Here is a 26,011-nt window from a genome sequence, read left to right as displayed (position 1 = left end):
AATATTGATATATAAATCATTACGATTTTAAAACCAATAAAAATACATTTACAACTATGAAATCATTAAATTCAACAATCCGATTTAAAATTACATTTTAAACAGCAAAAAAAATCAGGTATAAACACCTGATTTATAAACTCATATTAAATAATCAATCCTTAAAAAGCTACTATTTTATATAGCGATTAAAATAGCAACTCTGTTTTTAGTAATAAATTTGAACCCTAATTGTAGCCAAAAACAATTTGCGCTTTAATTTTCGCTAAATCTGAGCTTTAAATTCTATACAATTCCCACTAATAGTAAATTACGAACATCTCCACCCACATCTTTAAAGAAAAGTCTTCTTTAATTAGAATATAAATTTTCGATCAACCTACATCTTGTCCTAAGAAATCTCTTGTGCTAATTTTACCATGAGATATACAAGATTGATAAGTCCTCTGAGTCTGATTTCAAATAAATTTTGTTACAAATCGAATTTAATTTTGCCTAAAACATTACCTCTTTTTCATACTGAAATGTATCTTTTTTGGCAAATTAACTTATCCTTTTTAACTCTTTTTATTCGCAAAACATTAAAGTTGTAACTAATTGTATAAATGCCGTTTAACATTTTTATTAGTTCTTGTTTTAAGATTCAAAATATTACAAACGGTTAAGTTTGGGCTGGTTCATTAATATTAAGTGTAAAAAAAAATGTAGCCCCATCACCTACAACACTTTCTACCCAAATTTCTCCATTATAATACTGGATGATTTTTTTTACTATAGAAAGTCCTATTCCTGATGAATTACCTGAACTATCCAGCTTTGTAAAGATGTTGAAAATTTTATCGACATAAGCTTTATCTATTCCTATCCCGTTATCTTTTACGTAAAACTCGGGTAAGTTATTTTTATTTATGTTGTATCCGATTTCTATAATTCCAGTCTTTTTATCGTTATATTTAATGCTATTATTAATTAAATTTTCAAAAAGCTGTTTAAATCTATAGTAATTACCATATATTTTAGGGAGTTCATTATGTAGTTTTATTTCATAATTAACAGGCAGTAAAGTTGTTCTAATAATTTCATCTAAAAGTACATTAAAGTCAACAATTCTATTTTCGGATTGCAGTTTATCAATTGATGAGTAGTCTAAAATTCCTTTTATTAGCAGATCCATTTTTTCGACACTAAGCAAAATAAGATTTAATGAATCTAAATTATCACTGCTAAGTTTACCTTTGTTATCAGTAATAAACCATTCAATAAGTGTGTTTATACTTCTTAAAGGAGCTTTTAAGTCATGAGACACTGCATGTGCATAATCATTTAGTTCCTGATTTTGTAATTCAAGGTTTTTGAGGAGTTTTTCACGTTGTTCGTTAATTTTAATTATTTCCTCAGATTGTAGCTTTATATATTCGGTTGCACTAACCTTTTCAGACGAATAATTATTTACATCAAGATTCATTGAACTCAATATAAATTCAAGATTATTATTGACTTCTTTCAGATTACGCGCTTCTTCCCTTAATTTTTCATTGGCTTCAAACAACTCGTCTGAACTAAATTTCATCGCTCTTTGAAGCAATGCAATTTGCTCATCAAAATTTATATATGAGTTGTTTACTGCATTTAAGAAACTCTCAAATCCATCAGGAATAGCAGCTCCCAGGTGCTTTGCTATTTGTCTTTTTAATAAGGAGTTTAGGTTCATTATTCGCTAAGAAGTGTTAAAGTCATTGTCTGATTATGTAATTGACATCTCGTACTTGCAAAAAACGGTGCCATTTCTCCATAAGAATAAAAACCTGTTAAAACTGTTTCACTATCTAAAATTGATTTTACTTCTTCAATTTCTTCTTCAACACGTTGATCCATTACAAGTTTTCGCCCAACACAACTGATAAGAATTGCCAAATTTGGTTTTGTAACCCTGTTTTTCATAGCGTACTGAGCTGCTAAACTTGCTCCCTCAGCGATACCATCTACAGATGCCATCATGAGCTGTACCTTTGAGTTAAGCGGTACATCTCCAGCCAGGATCATGGATTGATTGTCATTGTCAATATTAAGTATTGTCCTTACCAGAGCATCTTCTTTTCCGGGAGGTGTAACATTTAGCGGGTATAAAAGAGAGGCTTGCGGAAGTTCACTGGCCTTTTCTCCTAAATATTTTTTATATAGCTCTAATGCCGGCTGTCCATCTATCTCGTACAAAATATTTCCCTCAGAACGTGTAATTATTCTTTCGGGACCAAATGGCTGCCATCCTCCATAACTGGCAAAACTAATTTCTAATGTTTCTCCATAAAAACCAATTAATACAACTTCTCCTTCTCTTGGATTTTCATTATAAGACGCAAGGGTTTTTTCAAATTTTGCATCATCACCGCACATACCTCCTGTTATTGATAAGTTTGAGTCAATAGCTTCTTCTAGTCCATTTATTAATGAACTTCCGTTAATGAAACTTCCTTCAGACAGTACAAAAAGATGTTTTAAGTTCTCTTTCGGCACACTTGAGTACAAACTTTTCCCCAGAGCAACACCATCTTTATTATAGTCTAAAATATTACCGGTTTTAATTATGAAACTACTTCTTTCAAATTCTATTGCTGTTACTGTGGCAGAATCATCAAGGACATTTATATCAGCAATTTCACCAGCTGTAGAGCCGTAAACTATATGTTCATAAGGGAATTCTCTTTTAATATCCTTTAAAAACAGTTCGTCTTCAAGCAGCAATCGGTTTGCAAATACCAATACTAGTGGATCCTTCAGGGTAATTTTATCTGTAAGATAATTCCATCCAATATCATCTCTTTTAAAAGCTTGCACTATTTTCATAATTTTATTTCTTTAGCTGTATATAAAATGTGGTATCATAACCTAACTTACTTTCTATCCAAATTTTACCTTTGTAATAATTAACTATTTTTTTTACTATTGATAAGCCCAGACCTGTAGATCTTTCGCTATTTGTGAGTGATTGAAATGTTTTAAAAATCTTTTCAAAATGTTCTTCAGCAATACCAGGACCATTATCTTTTACCGAAAAAATATAATGTAATTCATGTTCTTCTACATTTACCTGAATTATACCTTCAGGTTTATCGTTGTAAATGATTGCATTTCCTATTAAATTTTGAAAAAGTTGATGTATTCTGAACTTATCTGCATTAATGACTGGCATATGATCAGACACTTGTATCATTATGTTTTGAGGGATATCAATTGTATCTACAATATTTTCTATCACTTCTAAAATATTAACAGGTTCAAAAATTTGAGTATTTTCGTTATTTATTTTAGAATATGTTAGTATTCCCTGTATGAGCCGGTCCATTTTTTCGATTTTACCTTCTATCAGTTTCAGGTACTGCATCGATTGTTCTCCTAACTTAGCTTCATTGTCTTCTTTTATCCAGTAAATTAAAGAGTTAATGCTTCTTAAAGGTGATTTAAGATCGTGAGATACAATTTGAGCGTATTCTTCAAGATCATTATTACTTTTCTCTAAACTTGCTAAAAGCTGTTCCTTTTGTTCTTCAAGTATTTTACGTTCTGTAATATCCTCTTCAATGGCAAAAAAACGAGAAATTTCTCCCCATTTATTATATAATGCCTGTCCCTGGATTTTTACCCAGTATTTTTTTCCTGTTTTTGAATAATTAATAATTTCAGCGCTAAATGGTTCTCCTTTTTTTATCTGTTGACTTAGATATGCAACTGTTTCAGGATTACTTTCTGGACCTTGAAGTAATTTACCTGGTTTCAAACCTTTAATTTCTTCTGCATCATATCCAGAAATAGCAGTAAAGCTAGAATTAACCCATTCTATTTTTCCTTCTTTATCGCAAATTATAACGGCATTGATATTTTTTTCTGCAATTAATGACAGTAGAATTAATTGCTCGTCTTTCTTTTTATCTTCTGTAGTATCTTCAATTACAGCAAAATAATGTAGAAGTTTGCCGTTTTCATTATAAACAGGCTGTCCTTTTGTCCGAGTCCAAAAATAAGATCCATCTTTACGTCCATGGGTAATTTCTACATCAAATGATTCGCCAGTCATAAAAAGATTGACCATTTTTTTTATAGCCTCTTTATCTGTATTAAAAGTTTTACCAACTTCAATAGGAGATTTCCCTAAAATATCCTCCTTTGTAAATCCTGTGATTTTATGATATGCTTCATTACACCAAAATATTTTTGCATCAGAATCGGTAAAAACTATAGCATTTTTGTTAGCGCTTGCGACTAATGAAAGTCGGTTTAGTTCCTCTCTGTCCCTATTAATTTCTTCTCTTTGACGATTATTAACTTCAAGTAATTCATTGAGTTCATTATTCTTTACTTCCTGATTTTTTAATATTTGCAATAAATCAAGCTGTGGGTCATAATTAGCGAAGTCAGATATTGTAAGGTTATTTTTTTTAACCTCTTCAACAGATGTTAACCATGGCGAACCAATAAAAAGAAAATGATTATGTACAGAAACAAACTGTCCTCTAATCACTAAATCATTTTCTATACACTCTAGAATTACTAATTGATTTAAGTTTTCTGATATTGTTTCTGCATCTATTTTTTCCATGAAAGGTCTTTTTGATGCGAAATAATCTGTGAATTTGATTTGTTCTTTTATTGCAGGAAGAACTTTTTTTAAGCTTTTTCCATAAGACGAAATACGCATTTGCTGATCAAACAAAATGTAGAAAGGAAAGACTTCATTAAATCTGTCGGTAGTAAAATTAATTGAATCCATACATATTACCAGCTTATTTTAAACACATCCTCAAATTTGTTTAACTGTCTGGATACAATATGCTCAATTTCTACATTGCTTTCAAATGCTCTTACTAAACCGTTAAGATACCCTTTTATATATTCTTTCATCCCGGACGTATTTGTGTAATAATGTAACATTAAAATAGTATCATTTACAACAGTTACTTTAAATTCAGGTGGAGTTAGTTTTGGGTATATCAACAACATCCGGTTATGAAAGCTAGGTAAATTTAGTAAATAATCTTTAAAATCATTGTCCCTAGACTGCATTATTAACAGATATTTCTCACGAGTTATCTTTACAACGTACTCTCCTAATTGAAAAAGGATTTTATCGATAGCTAAATTGGTGCTTTTTGATAATTGTTTTGCTATTTCAAAAGTAATAGCATCATTATAAGGCTGATCTATGGTTTTAGTATTCATAGAGACTAAACTTTTAGAAATAGTAATATTCCATGTTTCTACATCGAAAGTATCTATAACGTATTGTTCAAAAGCCTTATAAATTATTCCGTACATGACGTTATTTTATTGAGATATTAACTCGTTTATACTCCAGTATTCAATCATTTTTTTTATTTTATCTACATATTCCTCGTATTTTAATGGTTTAAGCATATATCCGGCTATACCTATTCTGTAAAACTCTAAAACATCTTTATGGTTGTTAGAAGTGGTTAATACTATAGCAGGTATGTATTTTAAAACATCATCAGCTTTAAGAATGCCTAAAAATTCTATTCCATTTATTTTGGGCATGTTAAGATCCAATACAATTATATCAGGAATAATTACCTTATCTTTAAGTATCGTAAGTGCTTCTTCGCCGTTATTTGCTTCTATTATTTTATGAACTTGCTCAAAGTTTGCTAAAACTCTATTAAATTTCATAATCTCAATAGCATCGTCTTCTATTAATAATATATTTAATGGCTTTGACATGTAGTTTTTGTATAAAATTAGTATTCAAATTTAATTATAGCTTTATATTACTTTGTATATATTTCGGTAAATTGTACAAAACTGTAGTCGAATGGTATGAATTTATCGTTAAATAGAAATAAAAAAGTGTTTTTCATTTCTATTTATAAGATTATACTTAAAAAAAACAGCACTAAATACTGCTTAAAAAGAAATGACACGACTACACTAATACCAAACTACACAAGTATTCCAAGATTATTTTATCCGTTTACCAAATCTGCCACTTTTAATCCATTTTAATAGGAATAGTTAACCTGCAAAACAAACACCAGATTGTACTTACTAACGATTTAAAAAGTTCGTTGATCTACAGTAAACTGTTAGTCGTCTAATAGTTAAAATGAAAAACAAAAAAGTAACCGACATTTGTAATGTAATAATTACATTGTCCCCCAACGATAAAATTATCATCCAAAAACAATTTTAATCTAATTTAAAAGCTCCTCGCCACAAGGAGCTTTTTTATTGTTTTTACAAAATGAAACCTCATACTCGATTTTAAGAGAAACTAGATCACTTGTAAAATAAACAAATACGCTATTATGCTTTTTAACGATTTTCAAACGCAATTGGTCTACAGCAAAAAGCTAATCATCTAATAGTTTAAAAAAAAACTGAAAAGTAATCGACATTTGTAATGTAATAATTGTATTGCCCCCAACGATAAAATTATCATCCAAAAACAATTTTAATCTAATTTAAAAGCTCCTCTCCACAAGGAGCTTTTTTATTGTTTTTACAAAATGAAATCTCATACTCGATTTTAAGAGAAACTAGATCACTTGTAAAATAAACAAATACGCTATTATGCTTTTTAACGATTTTCAAACGCAATTGGTCTACAGCAAAAAGCTAATCATCTAATAGTTAAAGAAAAACCTGAAAAGTAATCGACATTTGTGATGTAATAATTACATTGTCCCCCAACGATAAAATTATTATCCAAAACAATTTTAGTTAATTTAAAAGCTCCTCGCCCCAGGGCGCTTTTAATATTTCTTATTACCAAATTATTAATTGTAATTAAATTCTGTAAAAAAAAATAATTAAATATTCTTTACTTAACCTTGTTCATTATAATTTAATTGCATAAAAAAAATAAATTACCAATTGTTAATGATACTATTACAAAACAGTTCTATAATATTTATAAAAACAGATTTACGCCAAAATCAATACTAAAAAATTAAAATTATAAAAGTTTAACCCTTGATATTTAAAATAATTAATGACTAAAATTTATTAAGAGATGAATGAATTACGGTTGTTCGTTTTTAATATAGATCTATTAATAAAAACTGAAAAAGACTTAATGATTCTAAAGCCAGCCGAATATACCATAACCTTAGTCTAATAGAACTGATTTAAAAATGAAAGAGAATCAAACATTAAAATTTATTGAGTTACACACTTATTTGTTTTTTGATAATCAGCTAATTGAATTTAGTTTTCCCATCTAATGTTATAAACAACTATAAAGATTGACATTAAAATAACAATTAATAAAAATAACTAATAATGAATTATTTATAAAATTACTTAAGCGTATAACTCAAAAATTTATTTAACTATTACTAAATAATTTAATTAAAATGAAAAATTCAAACTTAAAAATATTAATAGCCGAAGACGATGTATTAACAACAAAAATTCTGGAGTATATCTTAGAAAAAGATGGATATGAGGTAATATCATGCCCAAATGGTATAATTGCAATAGAAAAAATTGCGGAGTTTTTACCTAATCTGATTATTACAGATACAATGCTGCCTTTCCGTTCAGGATTAGAAATAATTGACTATTCAAAAGAAAATTTTGAACACATCCCAATAATCGTACTCTCTTGTTTAGGTGTAGAAGAAGAAAGAATCATATTAAAAGCTTTCAATTTAGGAGCCGATGATTTTGTATATAAACCATTTAATCCAAATGAATTATTACTTAGAATAAAACGTTTAATTACTGCCAAAAAAACGAGTAACTAATCCATTCTTTAAATACCCTGATTATTAATACAATACCATTAAGCTACTTTTTTTGCATCTTAATTTGAGACCTAAACAGAACTTAAACGAAAAAAAACTCTCAAATTATGTTTCCTTCTGATTTTGTCCTATTTTGGAAATAAATTTAACTTTATAAAAATATGAAAATTAGTAATAAAATTTAGTATTTTTGATTTATGAAATTGGTTATTTCCGTGAATATCTAAGATTTATTTTTATCGATTATATAAAAATTCCGTTGTATGTACAAACCTGAAATTCCTGATAATGAAGACCTTCGTTTAAAGTCCTTAAAAGATTATAATATATTAGATACAATATCCGAAGAAGAATATGATGCCCTGACGAAAATAGCAGCTGCAATTTGTGGCACACCTATTGCACTGGTGAGTTTAATAGATCACAACAGGCAATGGTTTAAATCGCACCATGGCTTAGATGCAACTCAAACACCCAGGGATTTTTCTTTTTGTGCGCATGCAATTAATACCCCTAATGAATTGTTTATTATTCCGGATGCAACTAAAGATGAAAGGTTTTTTGACAATCCATTGAGTACTAATGATCCTCATGTAATATTTTATGCTGGTGCCCCTTTAAATACTAAGGATGGTTATGCTTTAGGAACTCTTTGTGTTATTGATACAAAACCAAGAGAAGATCTTACAGAAAGCCAGAAGGAATCCTTAAAGGCACTCGCAAATCAAGTGATTTCACAACTTGAACTCCGAAAAAAAAATAGATTTTTGGAAGAATTAAACAATGAAATTTTTAGAAAAAATACACAGTTGAATCAGTTTGCTCATCGACTTACTCATGATTTAAAAGTTCCGATTAGTGGTATAAACTCCCTAATCATGTTTATAAAAGAAGATTATAAAACACTTATTAAGGATACTGAACTCGAAGAATGGATTGATTTAATTTATTCTCGTAATGAATATATGGACTTTCTAATTAATGGAATTTTAGAATATACGAAGGTTAGTAATGATGAAATTTATTTTGAAGATTTTAACGTAGAAAATATAGTTCAATATATACTGAATAATGGTGCTTTACATACTCTAATTCATGTAAATTGCATTAATTGTGATGCAGTTATAAGACATTCCAAAATAGGTTTTGTACAAATTATTCAAAATCTTTTATCGAATACAATAAAACATACCAATAAAAAAGAATGCAGGGTTTGGTTGACATTTACAGAAAACGAAACCAGCTATTCTTTTATATATGAGGACGATGGTCCAGGTATACCACAAGAATATTGGGAAAAAGTTTTTGAATTGTTTGAAACTGTAAATTCAAAATCTACTAAGAATTCCGGCATTGGTTTAGCCACAATTAGAGCAATATTAGACCGAACAAAGGGGAGTATTTTTCTTAAAAGCAGAGAAAATAATGAAGAAGGCGTTTGTTTTTGTTTTGTTTTGCCAAAAGAAAGTAAGATTTAATACATATATCTTTATTTATTAGTCTGTATAGAAAACAATTGAACTTCTTTCCATTTAAAAATTCAGTCATATTTTTATGATTCTCACTCATGGCTTAAAATTAAGATTATGCACTTAGCTAGCTAGTGCTTTATAAGTTTAGCATATCGAGAATTTACAAACTCTTAATCGAACTGTTAAAGAATCAAAAAAAAATCTTCCTATTAATCCCAGCTTTTAAAATCATTCATTTACCAATTCGAAATTTTATTACAATTTTATAGCTTCGCATAGATACACTTCTTTTCTAAGCCCGCTACTTGAAAATCGATGATTACGCTTGTTAAAAACCAACTGAATTTCCATTTTTTCGCAATATTTTCGACCTGTAAAATCAACATTTTTATATTCATCTCCTAAAATACGAACATCAATAGGTAGTGCCTGAAGAATATCTTCCAGGTCCATTTCCGTTGTATATGGAATAATTTCATCTACAAACTTGCAGGCTTTTAACTGGATATAACGCTCTACTACTGTCTGTATAGGTTTGTTTTTTTCTGGTCGGTCTATAGTGGGATCGGTCTGTAATCCAACAATCAAGTAATCACAATGCATTTTTGCTTCTTCAAGCATACGAACATGCCCCGCATGCAATAAGTCGAATGAACTAAATGTAATTCCAATTTTTTTCTTTCCTGATTTCATTGTTAAAATTTGTTAAGTTATTTTAAAAAAATAATCATAAAACTCTTGTAATCTTTGATTTAAGTTTTAATTCTGATACAAATATATTTCTATTACAAATGTCTCATTATGTTTTTAGATAAATGGAATTAGTATGTAGGCCAGTGGTAGTTTTCTATAGATATATTACTATCACAGTTTAGAATGTAGTACAATACAAATAGCAATTTGGAAATCAAATTCTATGCTTAAATAATTTTTAAAAAGAGAATTTACCCCGTATTTTATCATAAAATAGAGGAAAATTAAAGATATACAATATCGATTTTGAAAAAAAATTACTACTTTTACTAAGAGCCATACATGACACGTATGTAATTTGAATTTGTATAAATAAAAAAATCTCTTTTTTTTATAATCAAATTTGAATAGATAGTAATTAAATAAAATAATCCCATTTTTCTTAATTCTTAATACTAATGGAACAGCCAAATCTTAACTATATAAATAATCTTTCGGGAGATGATATGGCTTTTAAGCAATTAATCATTAGTACCCTAAAAAAAGAGCTACCTTTAGAAATAAACGAATATCATAGTAAAATTGAAAATAATTGTTTTACAGGTACTGCAGAAATTATTCATAAGATAAAACATAAAATAAGCATTATGGGAATGGAAAAAAGTTATTATCTTGCTGAAGAGTTTGAAATTAGCTTAAAAAAACAATCTGTAGCTTTTAAAGAAGTATTAAAAGTAGAGTTTGATGAAATACTTAGTACAATGCAAGATTTTGTCGATTCATTATAAACTTACCTAAATGAATTGTATTTTAATAGATGATGAAGCATTTGCAAGAGCAATTATAGGTCAGATGATTACAAAACATCCTGCTTTAAATTTTATAGATGAATTTCAAAATGCAATGGAAGCTTTAAAGTTTCTTAATCAAAGTACTATTCCAATAGACATTATTTTTTTAGATATTCATATGCCTGGATTTACAGGTTTTGACTTTATCCAGACCATTAAAAATCCTCCTTTAGTTATTTTAATCACCTCAGATAGAAATTTCGCCATCGAAGCTTTTGAATATAAATGTATTGTCGATTATTTGGTAAAACCAATTACTGAAGAACGCTTTTTAAAAGCAATTAATAAAATAGAAGCCAAAAAACTAATACTCCCTTCTTCCAATGGAATGTCAGATACTAATTTAATCCAGCCTAGTGATACTACTACTGATTTTTATGTAAACATACATCGAAGACTTATAAAAATAAACATTTCATCTATCAATTTAATTGAAGCTAAAGGAGATTATATTCTGATAAAAACCGAAAATAAAAATTATACCGTACATTCTACTTTAAAAAAAATAGAAGATAAGCTTCCAGTATCTTCTTTTTTAAAAGTTCATCGAACTTATATAATTAATATAAAAAAAATAATTGATATCGAAGATAATAGTGTTTTAATTGCAAAAGATGTAATTCCGGTGAGTAGATCAAATAGACCAGAGCTTATGAAGCGACTTAATATGCTTTAAAAACATATTGATTTACAACAACTTAAACAGTAAATTCATTATCAAATCTTTATTATATGTCAATCTATTCTTTTAATAGTTTGATACTTCAAAGTGAGTGTTCACTTTTTATTCTTCAAACTAGTTATCATAATATCCCAAAATTAAAATTAAGAAGCACATGCAATAATACTATAATAATCTTCATAAAACTGGTTAGATATTTGAATGCTTCCCGCTACTACTTGGGACAAAGAGGAAAATTTCTTCTTTGTCCCTTTTTTATTTAGTCTGTCAGCATGTTAATACTGTAGATCAGACGAACTACTTCATTAGCCCTAGCGGTTCGAAACTCATTTTTTGAAATTATAAATTTTTCAGAAAAAACAGAACCTATTAAGTATCTTGACTCTATCCAGTTTCAAATATTGTAACATTCATTAAGTTTTAAGAGATTCTCTACACCATTATTTAAAAACTCCTCTACATCTTTACTTTCCTCTTCAAGCCCAGTTAATTTTAGTTGCAGCCGTAATTTAGAGATTGAAAAACTATGAAAAGAGTTTAGAAAAGCTTCTATTGAAGAATCTAAAAAATAAATTAATTCCTTACTATTAGGGCTGTCTTTATCAGACAGCCCTTGTTTTTAATTATGTTTTGATAAGAAAACAAATACACTTTTTTTAGAGCTTTTAATTATTATTCATCTTATCTTTGAAGCTGACTAAAAGATAATAATAATGCTCTATTTTTAAGATCCAAAAATCATAGTTTCAGGATAAAAGGTTACTTCTCCTGATGCAATATCATGAGATCCGCCAACAATTCCAATCTCTCCTTTTTCAATCATTTCTTTTAGGATCGGACTACGCTCCATGATTGATTTAACAGTTCGTTTAACATTGATTTTCGATACATTTTCAACAAATTCAGGATTGCCTGAATTTCGGTTTTCTTTTGTTTCAGTTTCATCATCAACTGCTGGTCTTATCTTTGTAAGCAGTGCTGTTAAATTGCCCATTTCGACATGATCACAAGCACCTTTTACAGCCCCGCATTTTGTATGGCCTAATACTACAATAATTTTTGAACCTGCCACTTTACAGCCAAATTCCATACTGCCTAAAATGTCCTCATTGATAATATTTCCGGCAATACGTACGCTAAAAACATCTCCAAGTCCCTGGTCAAAAATTAATTCTGCAGAAGTTCTACTGTCTATACAACTCAAAATAACAGCAAAAGGATGTTGTCCTTCTGAAGTTTCATTTGCCTGTTGCAAAAGATTACGATTTATTTTTAAGTTGCTTACAAACCTTTGGTTTCCTTCCTTCAACAATTCTAAAGCTGAAGAGGGCGTAATAGCAGCTTGCATTTCTTTTGTTAACGTTTTCATTTTGATTGATTTTACAAAGTTATGATAAATAAAATTTTTCTGGCTGATGTGGTTTAGGGATATCCTTTTCTTTTAATAAATCCTTAATATTTATTTCAATCGTTCTGGCAATTGCTGTAACTGGTGTATCTGTCGGACGATTTCTAAAGGGGTCCTGCAGATGTGTGGCAGATTTTTCCAAGAGAAAAAATGTAGTCGAAATAACTAATAACAATGGAATTTCAAAATAGCTTTCTATATCCCTTAACGCAATTGATAGTGTAACAATAAAGATGTAGATAAAGAAATGTAAAAAAATACGATAGGTTATAGGGAAAACAGTGCTTTTTATACGTTCAGCCATTCCCATGTAGTTTGAAAAATTAACCAAAGTATTATTTAATTGAACTTGCGAAAAAATATCAATTGATTTTTTTTCTTTCAATGCCGCTATTTGAAGTGTATTCAACTGCAAAAGTGCTAAAGGTTTATTGCTTTGTTTTTCTATTTCCTGTATATCTTTCCCCGTGATAAAGTTTTCCATGTTTTCAACAGGATCCAGTCCGCGTAAGCCCTGCCCCAGACTATAACACCATGCAATATGCCTAAAGGCCATTTCTCTGATTTCGGCTTGATTTTCTTTGGCTACAAAGGATTGTAATTGCAGTACAAAACTACGGCTATCGTTAACTATGCTTCCCCATATCTTTCTTGCTTCCCACCAACGATCATAAGACTGATTGAGTTTAAAAGAAAGAATCACAGAAATTGCCGTTCCTATAAATGCAGGTATCGTTATAGGCATTATCGGAATAATATTTTCGAATTGAGTCGTAAGATAATGAACCAATAAACCAATAATTAATACAAAGAGAATTTCATACTTGACCTTTTTGAAAAGATAGGAAACGGGGATTTTAGTATTGGTTAGCATAAACTTTAGATTTGGTTTTTTATGTAAAAATAACAAAACTATTTCAAATGATAGTAATACTATTATAAATAATTGTTAAATATTTTTTAAGATATATTTACTTTTAAACATTAAATGTTTCACTATATTTGCTTAAACAGTAATTGATATGGAATTTCAAGTAAAATTTGATATAAACGATAAAATCTTCTTGCGTAATCCTGAAAGCAGCGAATTAGGTAAATTGATGGTAAAAAAATCCATTGACCTTATTTATGAACTTGGTTTTGAACAATTTACATTTAAAAAACTGGCCGTAGAAATACACAGTACAGAAGCCACCATTTACCGATATTTTGAAAACAAACACCGACTTTTGCTTTACATTCTTAATTGGTATTGGAGCTATATGGAATTTTTAGTGACTTTTAAATTAGAAAACGTATTTGATAAAAAAGAAAGATTAAAAATAATCGTGAATTTACTTACTCACGAATTTGCAGAAAGTACAAATCAATTTGATTATAATAAAAAGCTACTTAATCAAATTGTTATTGCAGAAAGCAGTAAAGTATATTTAGTAAAAGAAGTTACGGAAATCAATAAAAATGAGGTTTTTAAGCCTTATAAAGATTTGTGCTCAAAAATAGCAGAAGTCATTTCAGAGTATAATTCAAAATATAAATATCCAAGATCACTCAGTACTACCCTAATTGAAACTTCACATCACCAGCAGTACTTTAGTGTTAATTTACCAAAACTTACCGATGTTTCTTCAAAAACAAACACAGAATTTACAGCACAATTTATTGAAGATTTGTTGTTTAAAGTTTTAGATTAAATAAGCCTTAAAATGCTTTTACCTTAGTATTTTAAATTAGGTCATGATAAAAAACGTTCCCTGCTACCAGACATTTTAGTAGTCAAACAGAAAAATTGCACTTTTTATCATTCGTGCAAATCAGGTTTTCTACTTGATACGAATTTGCACAAATTATTGAAACGTAACTCAATTTCAATTGCTTCCAATATTTCAAATTTGCAATATAAGGCGGTATTTTTTGATTTTAGTATAATTCACAATTACCATATCTGGATCTCATACCTAGAGAATTCTTTAACAATTAATAAACATGATCAATTTACAAAATTGACTAACTTGTAGTTCCTTACTATTACATTTTTATAAATAAACGTATAGAGTATATGGAAAAAATAATTCAAGAAAATCGTCTTGATTCTCTGTCCAAATCATCCTCAAAGCTTGTCCTTACAAGCTCAATCTTATTTGGTCTGTATTCTTTTTATCTACTGATTGAAATTCTGGACTTCCTCGCATTACTCCATTCCAAAGAGCCTGATTATAGTGCGACTTACAACATCGTGCACGTTGCCTATTTTATTGTGGAAATGGTGGTCTGTTTGGGACTGGGTTTATGGATAGGAATGCTGTACCTATGCAAGAGAAAGAACCCTATAGCGCTGACAAGCATTTTTACATCCGTTACAATTTTCAGGATAGTGATTGTGTATTATCTCTACCATTATTCCGACACTGTTTACCATAGTGTCCCTTATATCTACAAACTTGCTAATCCATTGAGCAATTTTTTCAGGTTTTCTTTCATTTACATTCAAATATTGTTGACGGCAATCACTGCTATTACTAACTTAAGAGCAATATCCGTCCATCGGAAAACACAACATACTTCAAAGTGAAATTCCTGATTATGCAGAAAAATATATGACTTAATGCCCAAATCTATTATAACAAGTGTTAGCGGTAGTTATTTAGTAGCAATTTATATTTTAATTTAGCATCATTGTCTTCCGTCTCTTTTTCAATATATAACTTTAGATATTCAATCGCTTGCTCTTTTTGACCTGAAAATCTATATGCCTCACTTATATAATAATTACTATAGGTTGACTTTGGAAAAAGGAGAATATTTAACTTAAATAAATCTATTGCCTGAGTAGTCTTTTTTTCGAACAATAGCTTATAACCATATCTTTCAATAAGATTTTCTCTTAATGAATATTTCCTTGAATTTTGTTCTATTTCCTTAATTCCAGCTTCATAACCTTTATCGCATACAGTCTTAATTATATCTTTAGTGTAAAAAAAATTGTCAATTGATGGTGATGAACCCACTAATTGTTTTTTAATTAGATTACTCGCTTCCCAATAATTTTCGACTTCTCCATTTGTCAGAATAACAACAGTGTAGCCCAAATCTGGATAAATCATTAGTTCACAAGCAATACCATCATGCCCACCAGTATGTCCAATGATCCTATGTCCGTTTATTGTGTTTTCTTCAACACCATAGCCATACATTCCATCTCTAAATTTCACCTTACCAGAAGTGTAAAGAGCTGTATTTTCTTTGCTAAGCAAACGATCGTTTTGTAAAGCATTGGCAAAATTCAACAAATCGTCAACTGTTGAATAGCCACCACCAGCAGGAGTTCCTTTTGCTAAATTTGTGAAAATATTATTTTTCCATTGTCCTGGTTCTTCCAGTGACATTGTATAGCCAGTAGCTAAATTTGGAATAACATTATCCAGTTCGTAAGCATCCGTATTAATCATTTTTGCGGGTTTATATATCTTTTCTTTTACGTAATCAAAATAATCCTGACCCGACACCTTTTCAATGATTAATCCTAAAACCATATATCCGGAATTACTATAATAGAAGTCACTACCTGGAGCAAAGGCTAGTCTTTTATTTACAAACAATGGAAGGTAATCAGAAACTGCTTTGAAGTTTACTTTTGCAAGCTTATCATATTCTTCCCAAAAACTGTTCATTCCTGAAGTGTGCGTTAATAATTGATGGATTGTTACAGAGTCAGCAACAGCTTTATTAGGATAATCCAAAAGATATTTGCCTACTTTATCCTGAAGCGAAATTTTGCCAGATTCTACCAATTGCATAATAGCCATTGCTGTAAACATCTTGTTTATAGAAGCTAAGTTGAACTTCGTGTCCGGTTTATTTTTAATACTGTCCGGCAAATTGGCAAAACCAAATGCTTCTCTATATATTGGTTTGCCATTTTTTGCAATAAGAACGACCCCGCTTAAGTTATTTTCCTTTTCAAGATTTTTTAAGTGAGACCTTATCGGAGAAACTATACTTTCTAAATTTTGTGATTGGACCACGATAGGTTGTAAAAGAACTGTGAAGAAGATAGAAGTTATAAAATATATTTGACGGGTTGTCATATGGGTATCCTTTTATAATTAAAGTGACAAAAGTACTTTAATCATAAAAGGAAAAATTGTACAAATGTAAACCTGCTTTATAAAAACAGCCAGTGAATTTGTTTTTTTTCCAGCGCAGTCGTTTTTTTAAAAAAGACTTTAGGAGAGAACCCAGTCACTGATTTGAATTCTCTTGTCATATGGGACTGGTCAAAATAATCAACACCATATGCTATATCCGTTAAGTTGTTTCTTGTATTATCTGATGCGTACTTATTAACCGCATTTCTAAATCGTAGTATCTTTTTGAATTGAGATGGTGTTTTACAGATATGTCTGCCAAAGTGTTTGTTTAATGTTGTACGTGAAATAGCATTTTTTTTACATAGTTCTGTAATTGTTAAAGCGTCATTTTCTTCGCACATCATTTCAGACAAAATAGTTTCAAGGAAATGATGCTGAAACCCAATTAATTTGGATAACCAATAACTCTCAACAGCTTCAATTTTTTCGGTATCATTTTGTAAAGAAAGAATTTCAATCATCGCTTTTCTATAATCTTCAAAAGGTAAAAATTCAGAAAAGTTTGAACTGTTGTAATGGTTTAATTCATGCTCCAAAAATGAATTTATAGCTAACGGTTTAAAATAGATCGTAATTTCGTTTATTTTTCCTTCGTATTGAACGTACACTGGCTTATTGAAATTAGACACCAAATTTGTTTCAATCTTATTGTCATCGCATTGCCCGATTATTAATTTATTTCCTTTATTAATAGTTTTTGATTTTTCGCTTATTGATACAATGGTAAAAACAGATGGGAAGGTTATGTATTTGGCAGGTTTTTCTTCAGATGTATGTGTGAGTATATAAATACACTCTATGTATTTTTTAAGTAAAGGATTTAAAGGAGAATAAACTTTTATTTTCATAGATCATAATTGGGAGTTAGGGAACTAACTAACTGTTTGTATACATATTTGACTAAAATTGGATTCACCAGCTGTCAACGAGACTTTTAATTTGTTATACATTAACAAGCCATTTGTCTTTTGCAATTGGTCCACTAAAATTAACGCTAACTTATTTTATAAATTTGGCTATACAAACAAAAAGAAGAGAAAAAGTTAAGATGTACATTTTAAAATATTGTAATAATCAAAGATAATCTGATTAGATAATTGATTGCTTCCCGCTACAAGTAAAAATCAAAGCCTGAGATATCTAGATTTCTCAGGCTTTTTTTGTGGTTTCGATAAATTTTCTTCGATTTCTTGAAAATTTTAAACGTCCGTATTTTCGAGGAAATTTGGTTCGAGTCTGGTTAGGTTATTCTAAAGGAATTAAATCATTAACTTATCGATTTTTTATTCAATCTCTTTTAAAAAATTAAAATGTATTACTATGTAATTGTCTATGATAATGCGATATCATCAACCTGCAAACTTTCATTGTAAATACTACATTCAATGGTTTAACTTACTTTATTCCTATTTGATTTGAAACCATTCTTCTACATCTTTTGCTATAGTTTCGCCTTTTATTAAACTTTCAAATTCATTTGTAGAGATATTATGGAGATAGTCTTTCTGCCATTTTTTATGATTCAATGCCACTTGCTGTATGGCGTCACAAATAAATAAAACTTCTTCATTTGTTGTTATTGGATGAAGCGACAAACGTACCCAGCCTGGTTTGTTAGCCTGATTTTTCAGAAGCAATTCATTGGTAATCGTTCTTGATCTTTTTTCGTCAATATTGAACAAATAATGTGCATACGTACTTGCACATGACCAACCGCCTCGAACCTGAATCCCGAAACGGTCATTTAGAAGCCGAACAATTAAATTGTAGTGAATGTTTTCAATTACAAATGAAACACAGCCTATCCGATTACTTATAAGATCTCCCAAAATTGACAATCCTTTTATTTTTTGAAGTTTGGAATAACAAAGATCTAACAGTTCTTTTTCTCTGTTTTTGATATTTTGGACTCCCATTTTTTCCTTAAGTTCCAAAGCCAGGGCTGTTCTAACTACCTGTAGAAAACCAGGCGTCCCGCCATCTTCCCTTACTTCTATACCATCGCTGTAACTGTATTCACCCAATGGATTTGTCCATCTCGTATTTCCACCACCAGGATTATCCGGAAAATCAGATTTATATAGTTTTTCGTCAAAAACCAAAATACCGCAAGTTCCGGGTCCGCCCAAAAATTTATGAGGCGAAAAGAAAATGGCATCCAACTTTTCATCCGGATCATTAGGGTGCATATCGATTTTTACATAAGGAGCTGAAGCCGCAAAATCTACAAAGCACAGTCCGCCGTTTTGATGCATGATTTTAGCCAGTTCCTGATACGGCGTGATGATTCCAGTGACGTTTGAACAAGCCGTAAATGAACCGATTTTTAACCTTCTGCCGGCATATTTTTTTATTGTTTCAGCAAGTATTTTCGGATCTACCAAATTATTTTCATCAGCTGGCAAAATCACAACATCTGCATTGGTTTCATACCACGGCACCTGGTTCGAATGATGCTCCATGTGCGTAATAAAAACTACTGGTTTGTCATTTTCATTTTCGTGATTTTTCCTTAAACCTATAATACGCTGCAGTTTTGACAATGCGGCTGTCATTCCGGTTCCCGTAGTTACCAAAACATCAGGTTCACCTGCATTCACTGCCTTTTTAATGACGTTTCTTGCGTATTGATACGCAGAGGTTGAAGTCTTCCCTGTCTGACTTGAAAGTGAATGGGTATTGGCAATCATCGGACCAATTTTATTGAGCATAATTTCTTCTATCGGAACATATAACCTTCCGCTGGCAACCCAATCTGCATAAAGCAGTTTTTGTTTTCCATATACCGATTCAAAACTGTGATTTACACCTAATGTATTTTCTCTAAATTTAGAAAAGTAACATTCTAATTCAATTGGTTTCGTTGTTTCAATAGCATTCATTTCCCTATCATTTTAAAATTAACTAATTATTTTTGGTTGAATCTTTCAAAGAATTCATACGTTCGAAGCAGCTGATCGATTCGCTGGCGATTGTCTCCGCTTCTGGTCAATTCATGGCTTGCTCCTGGCTGTCTTACATACTCTACAGGTTTCCCTAAAACTTTCAGACTTTTGTAAAGCATTTGGCTTTGCGTAACTCCTGTACGGTTATCATTATCTCCATGAAATATTAAAAACGGAGTATTGATGTTTTCTACGTAATTAATTGGTGATTCACGCTGTAAAATTGCTTTGGTTTTTTCTTCCCACGGATAACCTCCAAAATATCTCGGAACCATTCTCCAAACATTTGCCTCTCCAAAAAAAGTATTGAAATCATAAACCCCACGCTGACTTGACGCTGCCTTAAATCTTTGATCATGACTTATAATCCACGTTGTTAAATATCCTGCGTAAGACCCTCCGGTAATGAAAAGCCGACTTTGATCAGCCCAGCCTTGTGCCACAGTTTTATCTAATGCAGTCAATACGTCACTTGCAGGTCCTGTTCCCCAATCGTTGATGTTTGATCTCAAGAATTTTTCGCCATATCCGGAAGAGCCTCTTGGATTACTATATACTACCCCATAACCCTGAGCAGTGAAGAATTGATATTCCAACCACATACTTCCGTCACCCGGGCCAAACATCGAAGCTGGTCCTCCGTGAATTTCAGTCAGTAACGGATATTTTTTTCCTTGTTCGAACTGCGTTGGTTTCATTACCCAGTATTCAATTTCAAGTCCTTTTTCGTTGATAAAAGTGCCTTTTTCCGGAAAGCTGATGGCTTTATTTTTTAACCAGTTGGTATTGAAATCGGATACTAATCTTGGTTCTTTTAATTTCAGATCAGAAACATATAATTCTGATGGATTTTTGACATCTGTTTTAGCAAAAACCACAACGCCATTATTGATATCATAATCGGTAATTCCCTGATCAAAAGATGTAAGCGTCTGAACTTTTAAAGTGTTTAAAGGCACTGTGCAAATCGCTGATCCTCCATTGCTTGAGGAGGTAAAATAAAGCTGTTTTTCATCTTTAGAAAATCGAACATTATTGTTATTTCGATCGTATTCAATTGTTTGGCTTTTCGCCGAAGGATTCTCTAAGTTGAAAATTTTCAGCACCGGAACCGATAAATTATTGATGATGCTTTCCTGATACGCCAATTGTTTTCCTGAAGGCGAAACGGCTAAAAGCTGAAATACCAGATTTTCTGCGCCTAATAATTCGGTTACATTTGTTCCGTCGGTATTAATCGTGTAAATTTTAGTTTCCAGAACTCTGTCCGGATGTCTTTTTTCATTAATGTTTCCGGTAAATGCAATTTTATCGTTACCTACGAAAGACGGATTTGAATACGAATAAAATCCTTTGGTAATGGCGCGTTCTTTTGATCCCGGCTTTGCATCAATAATGAAAATGTGCGAAAAACGAAGCTCACTGCTAATTCCGGTTTCGGTTTGAAACTGCAATTTGTCTACTACTTTTGCTTTTTTGTCTTTTTCGTTATTGTCCAAGTAAGCTCTGATAGCTTCGATATTTCCGTTTGGATCTGCTTTTGTTTTGTTGACTTTCAGATTATCATTCGCAGCAAATCCCGGTTTTTCAAAACTCCAGAGTGGTAATTCTTTCTTCGGATTTAAAACAGAATCTTTTACCAATTCATTGATTTGAAGCGAAGCCGTAAACAAAAGCTGTTTTCCATCCGGACTCCATTTTGGATTTCCTGCTCCGTATTTTGATTCGGTTAACTGAATGGCTTCTCCGCCTTCATCAATTTTAAAAAGGAATATTTGAGATTTTCCTTTGATGCTTCTCGTAAAAGCAATCTGTCTGCCATCCGGACTAAAAACCGGTGAACCTGAACTTTCTTTTCCGAAAGTTAATTGTCTTGGCGTACTATTTTTTGAAGTTTTAGTAATCCAAAGCTGTGTATCGTAATCGTAATCTAACGGATTTTCAGTATTTTTAATGATACTTTTTACGGTAAAAACTGCATGCTGACCGTCTTTACTTAATTCTACATCCCCAACCGTTCTGATTTTTAAAAGATCTGTAACCTGAATTAACTCTTTTTTTTGCTGGCTGAAACAACAGACTGATGCAATCAGCGCCAGAACGATGCAAATTTTATTTTTGATTTTATTCATCTCAATATTCTTTTAATTTTTAGTGCTTTCTAAGATCAGTTTCATGAATTCTTCTCCTGAAACTTCGCCTTTCTTTTTGATAAAATCTTTTGGTGTGTTGTCTCCAATTTCAAAAACCAAAGCTTCAGTTTTATACGTTTCAAACAAATAACTGAATAAGGTAAATGTTGGCGGTTTAAAATACAAAGGCTTCACATGAGGCGTATAACCCGGAATTCCGTCTTTGACTTTGTTTAACCAATTCGGTACAAAACCCGGAATATTTCCTTTCAGATTTGGATCAACCGTATAATAAATATCATCGTGAGTGGAATGAAAATCAATCGAAAACAATAACTTATTATCCTCTTTAATTTCGTTTTTCAGAAAATCACGAACGGCTCTTGTTTCGGGCTGATTGAAATCATTATAATCCCTGTTCAAATCAATTCCGCCTGAATTATGCCTCCAAAAACCGCCATCAACGCCATCGGGATTCAGAAGAGGGATGACGTACACTTCAAATTTCTTTCTGAACTTTTTTGCCAATGGCGTATCAGCAGTTAAACTTTCAACAAAAGCTTCCAGGGCATAATGTCCCGTTACTTCCGGTGGATGGTTTCTTCCTGAAATCAGGATTTTATTTTTGGAAGAAGGATTTCCGATACTGAAAACCGGAATCTTTCGGCCTTCAGCAGTCAAACCAACAGAAGCTTCGGCAGTATTATTTTTATTTTTTAATACCGAAATCCATTCGCTGATATCTTTTGAAGTTTTGAGTTCCTGAGCCGCAATCCAAGTGGTGTCTTTGCTGACTTTTACTTTCAAAACATAATTAGAATCTTTTTCTCTTTTTACAAAAGTGCCGTTTTCAGAGGCTGTCCATTTTTTTCCGTCTGAACTTATTTTGGCATTGTATCGGTGTCTTACATTTTGAGGATAATCAAAACGAATTTGGATTTCCTTATCTGTTTTTGACCAGACTTTAAAAGCATACCAAGGGCTTCCGTTAATTGGGGAGTTCTCAGGCGTAATCAAAACGCTAAATGTATTATCATCAATTTTAACAACACCGTTTAATCTCGCTCCTGCAAAATCATTTCCGAAGAAAACCTCCTCTTCGGTTTTATCAAAAACGCCTTTCCATTGTTTCTGCACCGGACGTGTTACCGTTGAAACTGCGGTAATCGGATCTTGCCCTTTAAAAGTACTTTTAACCTGTGCATTGGCTGTAATTGCCAATAATGCAGCTGCTGAAAAAAATAATTTCGTTTTCATTTTTTATTCTTTTTTTATCTGGATTAGTTTGTCATCCTGACGAAGAAAGGATCTCCGTAAGAAGCTCGACAAAGATTGTCGTCTGAGATTGTCGTCTGAGATTGTAGAGTTACTTGCGAAGATTACTCGTTCCTCGGAATGACATATCAGAAGCATAAATTTATTTTTTATCCAAGAGTGTTTTCAAAGTCGTTTGCAATTCTTCTCCGCGAAGGTTTCTTGCTACAATAATTCCTTTTGAATCAACCAAATAATTAGCAGGAATCGCTCTTACTCCGTATAATTTTGCGATTTCACTGTTCCAGTAAATTAACTCCGAAACTTGCAACCAATTCAAATTATCATCCTGAATACCTTTAACCCAGTTTTCTTTCTTTTTGTCCAAAGAAATTCCGAAGACATTAAATCCTTTGTCGTGATATTCTTTATAAGCTGCTACGATATTTGGATTCTCTTTTCGACAAGGCGCACACCATGAAGCCCAGAAATCTACCAAAGTATAGCCTTTTAGATTTTCTGAAAGACGAACTGGTTTTCCGTCAGGATCGTTGGCTGTAAAATCAGGGGCTTTTTTACCCACCGCCAATCCGTTTAAAACGGTAACCAGTTCTTTTAGTTCTTTCACGTAAGTGCTGTTTTGCTGGCTTTTATCAAGCAATGCAATATTTTGCGTAATTTGATCGGGAGTTAATCTGTACGACCAGTTTCTGTACAAAACATAAGCGGAAACAATAGAAGCAGGATGTTCTGTAATCCATTTGCTAATTTCTACGTCTCTGGTTTTTCTATACGTATCGAATAATTGCTGAGATTCAGAACCTTCAACAACTGAAGTACTGTAATTTTTAACGGGGCTTAATTTTACCGTAATTGGTGTTTTTTCAAGGAAAATATATAATGGAATATTAGCTGTATTTACGCTTAAACCGTATAGCTCAGGAAGTTTTACTTTTGTTTTAAAACTAAAATTTCCTTCCACAACTTTTGATGAATCTATGGTTGTGAACATTTTGTTGTGAAATTTTTGCAGATATACATATTTAGCAACTGTATCTGTAACAGTTCCTTTTAACTGTAAATTACTTTCCTGTGCTTGAGTTTGTGCTACTCCTAAAAATAAGGCAAAACCTAATAGTATCTTTTTCATTGTATTTGATTTTAAGTGAAACTTTGTCAATGGTATTTTATTTAGTACAATTTATTAACCGCCAATTCGGTATTAGCCGGTGGAAAAATATAATTAACAGCAGAAGAAGGAACAGCAGGTGTTTGTAGCTTATTATCTCCTTTAGCCGGAAGTGTTTGCAGGTTTCTAAGCAAATCCGGTCCGCGGAAACCTTCTCCCAATAATTCGATTCGGCGCTCTTTCCAAATGGCTTCAATCAGAAGATTCGGATCTGAAGTAACAGTTCCGGAAAAGGCATAAGAAGCATCAGAACGTTGATGAACTGCGGTTAAAAGATTAGCGGCAAGTGTCAGGTTTCCGGTTTTAGCAGCGGCTTCCGCATAATTCAGTAATACTTCTGAATATCTGATAACAGGGATATAATCTAAAAACGGTGATGGTTTTGCATATTTTTTAAAGTATTGTTTTCCTGACAATGTTCTCGTTAAGTCACGTCGTTTATCACTCGATCTCCATTGAGTATCGCCCAAAATTCCTGTTGGATTTAAATAATATTCCAAATTGGTATTGTAGATATAAGCGATAGAAGACTGACCTGTCTGAGAATCCAAACTGCTCATCGGAATACTAAAAATAGATTCAACCGTTGCATAATTCGAAGAAAATACAACCGTAATATCCGGCTGTAAAGCGTGTTTTACATCACTGGCAGTTGTAGAAAACGGTGCTTGTGTCTGTGGTACCATTTTTTTTGCCTCTTCAATTACTTTTGCCCAATTATTCTGCGTAAGATAAACTCTTGTTTTTATGGCAATTGCTGTGCTTACATGTGCTCTTGTTGTATTTAAATCTGCAGTTGAATAACTTTGTGGCAGTGCTGCTTCGGCATCGTCTAAATCTTTTAAAATCTGCGTATAAATTTCTGCAACAGTACTTCTTGCAAGATCATTATTGGCAGGACCGGTTTCTGCTTTTAAACGCAATGGAACACCTTTTGAAGCGCCGGCATCTTTATTATAAGGCTGTCCGAAATTGATAACCAAAGTGTAATACGCCAAAGCCCTTACTAATTTGGCTTCACCTATATATTCTTTTGCTTTTTGCTCCGTAATGACACCTTGATTTACCGCTAAACCTTCAATCAGAATATTGGCATTATTGATCGCTGAATACGCTTGTCCCCAAAGATTGTTGACATCATTTGAACCAGAGCTATACGAGTTGTTCCAGCTTTCGTAACCTGTAAAATTATTTGCTGTAATGTTGATAAAATCTTCTCCTTTCTGATCCTGATATAAAAGGATACGGCCGCCGTACAAACTGGCACCTTTAAATGCTTTGTAAATTCCGTTTACCAAACCTTCGATTCTTGCCGGAGTTTTAAAAATGTCTTTGTCTGAAACGGTGGTTTCCGGCGCTATGTTCAGATCTTCGTTGTTTTCACAAGAAGTAAACAATATTCCGGTGAGCAGCAATATAGTTGCAATTGATTTTCTGTGTGATTTTAAATATATCTTCATGGTATTTTTATTAA

The 26,011-nt window shown here is 31.5% G+C and carries 20 protein-coding genes; 5 read left to right on the top strand and 15 right to left on the bottom strand.

Annotated elements, in window-relative coordinates; translation table 11 throughout:
• Positions 1 to 661 precede the first annotated feature (661 nt).
• Genes JE46_RS00550 through JE46_RS00530 form a run of 5 tightly spaced genes read right to left on the bottom strand, consistent with a single transcriptional unit; the run spans position 662 to position 5,733 of the window.
• Positions 662 to 1,711, bottom strand: coding sequence for a sensor histidine kinase (locus JE46_RS00550; protein WP_031453298.1), 1,050 nt, complete (start codon positions 1,709 to 1,711; stop codon positions 662 to 664).
• The gene (locus tag JE46_RS00545; RefSeq protein WP_031453297.1) at positions 1,711 to 2,844 is read right to left on the bottom strand and encodes an FIST signal transduction protein; all 1,134 of its coding nucleotides are present in this window, start codon (positions 2,842 to 2,844) and stop codon (positions 1,711 to 1,713) included. Before JE46_RS00545 ends, JE46_RS00550 begins: the two co-directional genes overlap by 1 nt.
• Before the next feature lie 4 nt (positions 2,845 to 2,848).
• The gene (locus JE46_RS00540) at positions 2,849 to 4,765 is read right to left on the bottom strand and encodes a PAS domain S-box protein (RefSeq protein WP_051872768.1); all 1,917 of its coding nucleotides are present in this window, start codon (positions 4,763 to 4,765) and stop codon (positions 2,849 to 2,851) included.
• 5 nt (positions 4,766 to 4,770) lie between these two features.
• A complete protein-coding gene (locus JE46_RS00535) occupies positions 4,771 to 5,310 on the bottom strand; it encodes a heme NO-binding domain-containing protein (protein ID WP_031453295.1) in 540 nt (179 codons plus the stop codon).
• A gap of 9 nt (positions 5,311 to 5,319) precedes the next feature.
• The gene (locus JE46_RS00530; protein ID WP_031453294.1) at positions 5,320 to 5,733 is read right to left on the bottom strand and encodes a response regulator; all 414 of its coding nucleotides are present in this window, start codon (positions 5,731 to 5,733) and stop codon (positions 5,320 to 5,322) included.
• A gap of 1,634 nt (positions 5,734 to 7,367) precedes the next feature.
• Between JE46_RS00530 and JE46_RS00525 the strand changes: the two genes are divergently transcribed.
• On the top strand, positions 7,368 to 7,760 hold the full coding sequence (locus tag JE46_RS00525; RefSeq protein ID WP_031453293.1) for a response regulator transcription factor: 393 nt from the start codon (positions 7,368 to 7,370) through the stop codon (positions 7,758 to 7,760).
• Between the two features lie 263 nt (positions 7,761 to 8,023).
• Entirely contained in the window at positions 8,024 to 9,238 is a 1,215-nt protein-coding gene (locus tag JE46_RS00520) for a sensor histidine kinase (protein WP_031453292.1), read from the top strand.
• Positions 9,239 to 9,487: 249 nt separating this feature from the next.
• On the opposite strand, the gene JE46_RS00515 is transcribed toward JE46_RS00520, so the two are convergent.
• Positions 9,488 to 9,925, bottom strand: coding sequence for an adenylyltransferase/cytidyltransferase family protein (locus tag JE46_RS00515; protein WP_031453291.1), 438 nt, complete (start codon positions 9,923 to 9,925; stop codon positions 9,488 to 9,490).
• A 458-nt stretch (positions 9,926 to 10,383) separates the two neighbouring features.
• Between JE46_RS00515 and JE46_RS00510 the strand changes: the two genes are divergently transcribed.
• Both JE46_RS00510 and JE46_RS00505 read left to right on the top strand, forming a co-directional pair.
• Positions 10,384 to 10,713 (top strand): hypothetical protein, encoded by a 330-nt coding sequence (locus JE46_RS00510; RefSeq protein WP_031453290.1) that lies wholly within the window; start codon positions 10,384 to 10,386, stop codon positions 10,711 to 10,713.
• A gap of 10 nt (positions 10,714 to 10,723) precedes the next feature.
• Positions 10,724 to 11,452 (top strand): LytR/AlgR family response regulator transcription factor, encoded by a 729-nt coding sequence (locus JE46_RS00505; RefSeq protein ID WP_031453289.1) that lies wholly within the window; start codon positions 10,724 to 10,726, stop codon positions 11,450 to 11,452.
• Positions 11,453 to 12,182: 730 nt separating this feature from the next.
• On the opposite strand, the gene JE46_RS00500 is transcribed toward JE46_RS00505, so the two are convergent.
• On the bottom strand, positions 12,183 to 12,827 hold the full coding sequence (locus JE46_RS00500) for a carbonic anhydrase family protein (protein WP_031453288.1): 645 nt from the start codon (positions 12,825 to 12,827) through the stop codon (positions 12,183 to 12,185).
• A 19-nt stretch (positions 12,828 to 12,846) separates the two neighbouring features.
• Positions 12,847 to 13,740 (bottom strand): bestrophin family protein, encoded by an 894-nt coding sequence (locus JE46_RS00495; RefSeq protein ID WP_031453287.1) that lies wholly within the window; start codon positions 13,738 to 13,740, stop codon positions 12,847 to 12,849.
• Between the two features lie 148 nt (positions 13,741 to 13,888).
• On the opposite strand from JE46_RS00495, the gene JE46_RS00490 reads away from it, so the two are divergent.
• Positions 13,889 to 14,560, top strand: coding sequence for a TetR/AcrR family transcriptional regulator (locus JE46_RS00490; RefSeq protein WP_031453286.1), 672 nt, complete (start codon positions 13,889 to 13,891; stop codon positions 14,558 to 14,560).
• Between the two features lie 936 nt (positions 14,561 to 15,496).
• Here JE46_RS00490 and JE46_RS00485 read toward each other — a convergent pair.
• From JE46_RS00485 to JE46_RS00455, 7 genes are all read right to left on the bottom strand, one after another.
• A complete protein-coding gene (locus JE46_RS00485) occupies positions 15,497 to 16,954 on the bottom strand; it encodes a serine hydrolase (RefSeq protein WP_051872767.1) in 1,458 nt (485 codons plus the stop codon).
• 77 nt (positions 16,955 to 17,031) lie between these two features.
• Entirely contained in the window at positions 17,032 to 17,865 is an 834-nt protein-coding gene (locus JE46_RS00480) for a helix-turn-helix domain-containing protein (protein WP_031453284.1), read from the bottom strand.
• Between the two features lie 558 nt (positions 17,866 to 18,423).
• Complete coding sequence (locus JE46_RS00475) at positions 18,424 to 19,899, bottom strand: aminotransferase class V-fold PLP-dependent enzyme (protein ID WP_031453283.1); 1,476 nt, start codon at positions 19,897 to 19,899, stop codon at positions 18,424 to 18,426.
• A gap of 26 nt (positions 19,900 to 19,925) precedes the next feature.
• Entirely contained in the window at positions 19,926 to 22,094 is a 2,169-nt protein-coding gene (locus tag JE46_RS00470) for a S9 family peptidase (RefSeq protein WP_031453282.1), read from the bottom strand.
• A 12-nt stretch (positions 22,095 to 22,106) separates the two neighbouring features.
• A complete protein-coding gene (locus JE46_RS00465; RefSeq protein WP_035136353.1) occupies positions 22,107 to 23,351 on the bottom strand; it encodes a M14 family metallopeptidase in 1,245 nt (414 codons plus the stop codon).
• 160 nt (positions 23,352 to 23,511) lie between these two features.
• Positions 23,512 to 24,498 (bottom strand): TlpA disulfide reductase family protein, encoded by a 987-nt coding sequence (locus JE46_RS00460; RefSeq protein ID WP_031453280.1) that lies wholly within the window; start codon positions 24,496 to 24,498, stop codon positions 23,512 to 23,514.
• A gap of 41 nt (positions 24,499 to 24,539) precedes the next feature.
• Positions 24,540 to 25,997, bottom strand: a complete 1,458-nt coding sequence (locus tag JE46_RS00455; RefSeq protein ID WP_031453279.1) for a RagB/SusD family nutrient uptake outer membrane protein — start codon at positions 25,995 to 25,997, stop codon at positions 24,540 to 24,542.
• Between the last annotated feature and the right edge of the window lie 14 nt (positions 25,998 to 26,011).

The organism is Flavobacterium chungangense LMG 26729 (assembly GCF_000735715.2).
Classification (GTDB): Bacteria; Bacteroidota; Bacteroidia; order Flavobacteriales; family Flavobacteriaceae; genus Flavobacterium; species Flavobacterium chungangense.
Note: the sequence above shows the minus strand (reverse complement) of the source record. Positions and strands in the feature narration are given on the sequence as shown.

Excerpts from the sequence above, each read along its gene's own strand:
- JE46_RS00550 (WP_031453298.1), bottom strand. The coding sequence starts at position 1,711 with ATGAACCTAAACTCCTTATTAAAAAGACAAATAGCAAAGCACCTGGGA.
- JE46_RS00545 (WP_031453297.1), bottom strand. The coding sequence starts at position 2,844 with ATGAAAATAGTGCAAGCTTTTAAAAGAGATGATATTGGATGGAATTAT.
- JE46_RS00540 (WP_051872768.1), bottom strand. The coding sequence starts at position 4,765 with ATGGATTCAATTAATTTTACTACCGACAGATTTAATGAAGTCTTTCCT.
- JE46_RS00535 (WP_031453295.1), bottom strand. The coding sequence starts at position 5,310 with ATGTACGGAATAATTTATAAGGCTTTTGAACAATACGTTATAGATACT.
- JE46_RS00530 (WP_031453294.1), bottom strand. The coding sequence starts at position 5,733 with ATGTCAAAGCCATTAAATATATTATTAATAGAAGACGATGCTATTGAG.
- JE46_RS00525 (WP_031453293.1), top strand. The coding sequence starts at position 7,368 with ATGAAAAATTCAAACTTAAAAATATTAATAGCCGAAGACGATGTATTA.
- JE46_RS00520 (WP_031453292.1), top strand. The coding sequence starts at position 8,024 with ATGTACAAACCTGAAATTCCTGATAATGAAGACCTTCGTTTAAAGTCC.
- JE46_RS00515 (WP_031453291.1), bottom strand. The coding sequence starts at position 9,925 with ATGAAATCAGGAAAGAAAAAAATTGGAATTACATTTAGTTCATTCGAC.
- JE46_RS00510 (WP_031453290.1), top strand. The coding sequence starts at position 10,384 with ATGGAACAGCCAAATCTTAACTATATAAATAATCTTTCGGGAGATGAT.
- JE46_RS00505 (WP_031453289.1), top strand. The coding sequence starts at position 10,724 with ATGAATTGTATTTTAATAGATGATGAAGCATTTGCAAGAGCAATTATA.
- JE46_RS00500 (WP_031453288.1), bottom strand. The coding sequence starts at position 12,827 with ATGAAAACGTTAACAAAAGAAATGCAAGCTGCTATTACGCCCTCTTCA.
- JE46_RS00495 (WP_031453287.1), bottom strand. The coding sequence starts at position 13,740 with ATGCTAACCAATACTAAAATCCCCGTTTCCTATCTTTTCAAAAAGGTC.
- JE46_RS00490 (WP_031453286.1), top strand. The coding sequence starts at position 13,889 with ATGGAATTTCAAGTAAAATTTGATATAAACGATAAAATCTTCTTGCGT.
- JE46_RS00485 (WP_051872767.1), bottom strand. The coding sequence starts at position 16,954 with ATGACAACCCGTCAAATATATTTTATAACTTCTATCTTCTTCACAGTT.
- JE46_RS00480 (WP_031453284.1), bottom strand. The coding sequence starts at position 17,865 with ATGAAAATAAAAGTTTATTCTCCTTTAAATCCTTTACTTAAAAAATAC.
- JE46_RS00475 (WP_031453283.1), bottom strand. The coding sequence starts at position 19,899 with ATGAATGCTATTGAAACAACGAAACCAATTGAATTAGAATGTTACTTT.
- JE46_RS00470 (WP_031453282.1), bottom strand. The coding sequence starts at position 22,094 with ATGAATAAAATCAAAAATAAAATTTGCATCGTTCTGGCGCTGATTGCA.
- JE46_RS00465 (WP_035136353.1), bottom strand. The coding sequence starts at position 23,351 with ATGAAAACGAAATTATTTTTTTCAGCAGCTGCATTATTGGCAATTACA.
- JE46_RS00460 (WP_031453280.1), bottom strand. The coding sequence starts at position 24,498 with ATGAAAAAGATACTATTAGGTTTTGCCTTATTTTTAGGAGTAGCACAA.
- JE46_RS00455 (WP_031453279.1), bottom strand. The coding sequence starts at position 25,997 with ATGAAGATATATTTAAAATCACACAGAAAATCAATTGCAACTATATTG.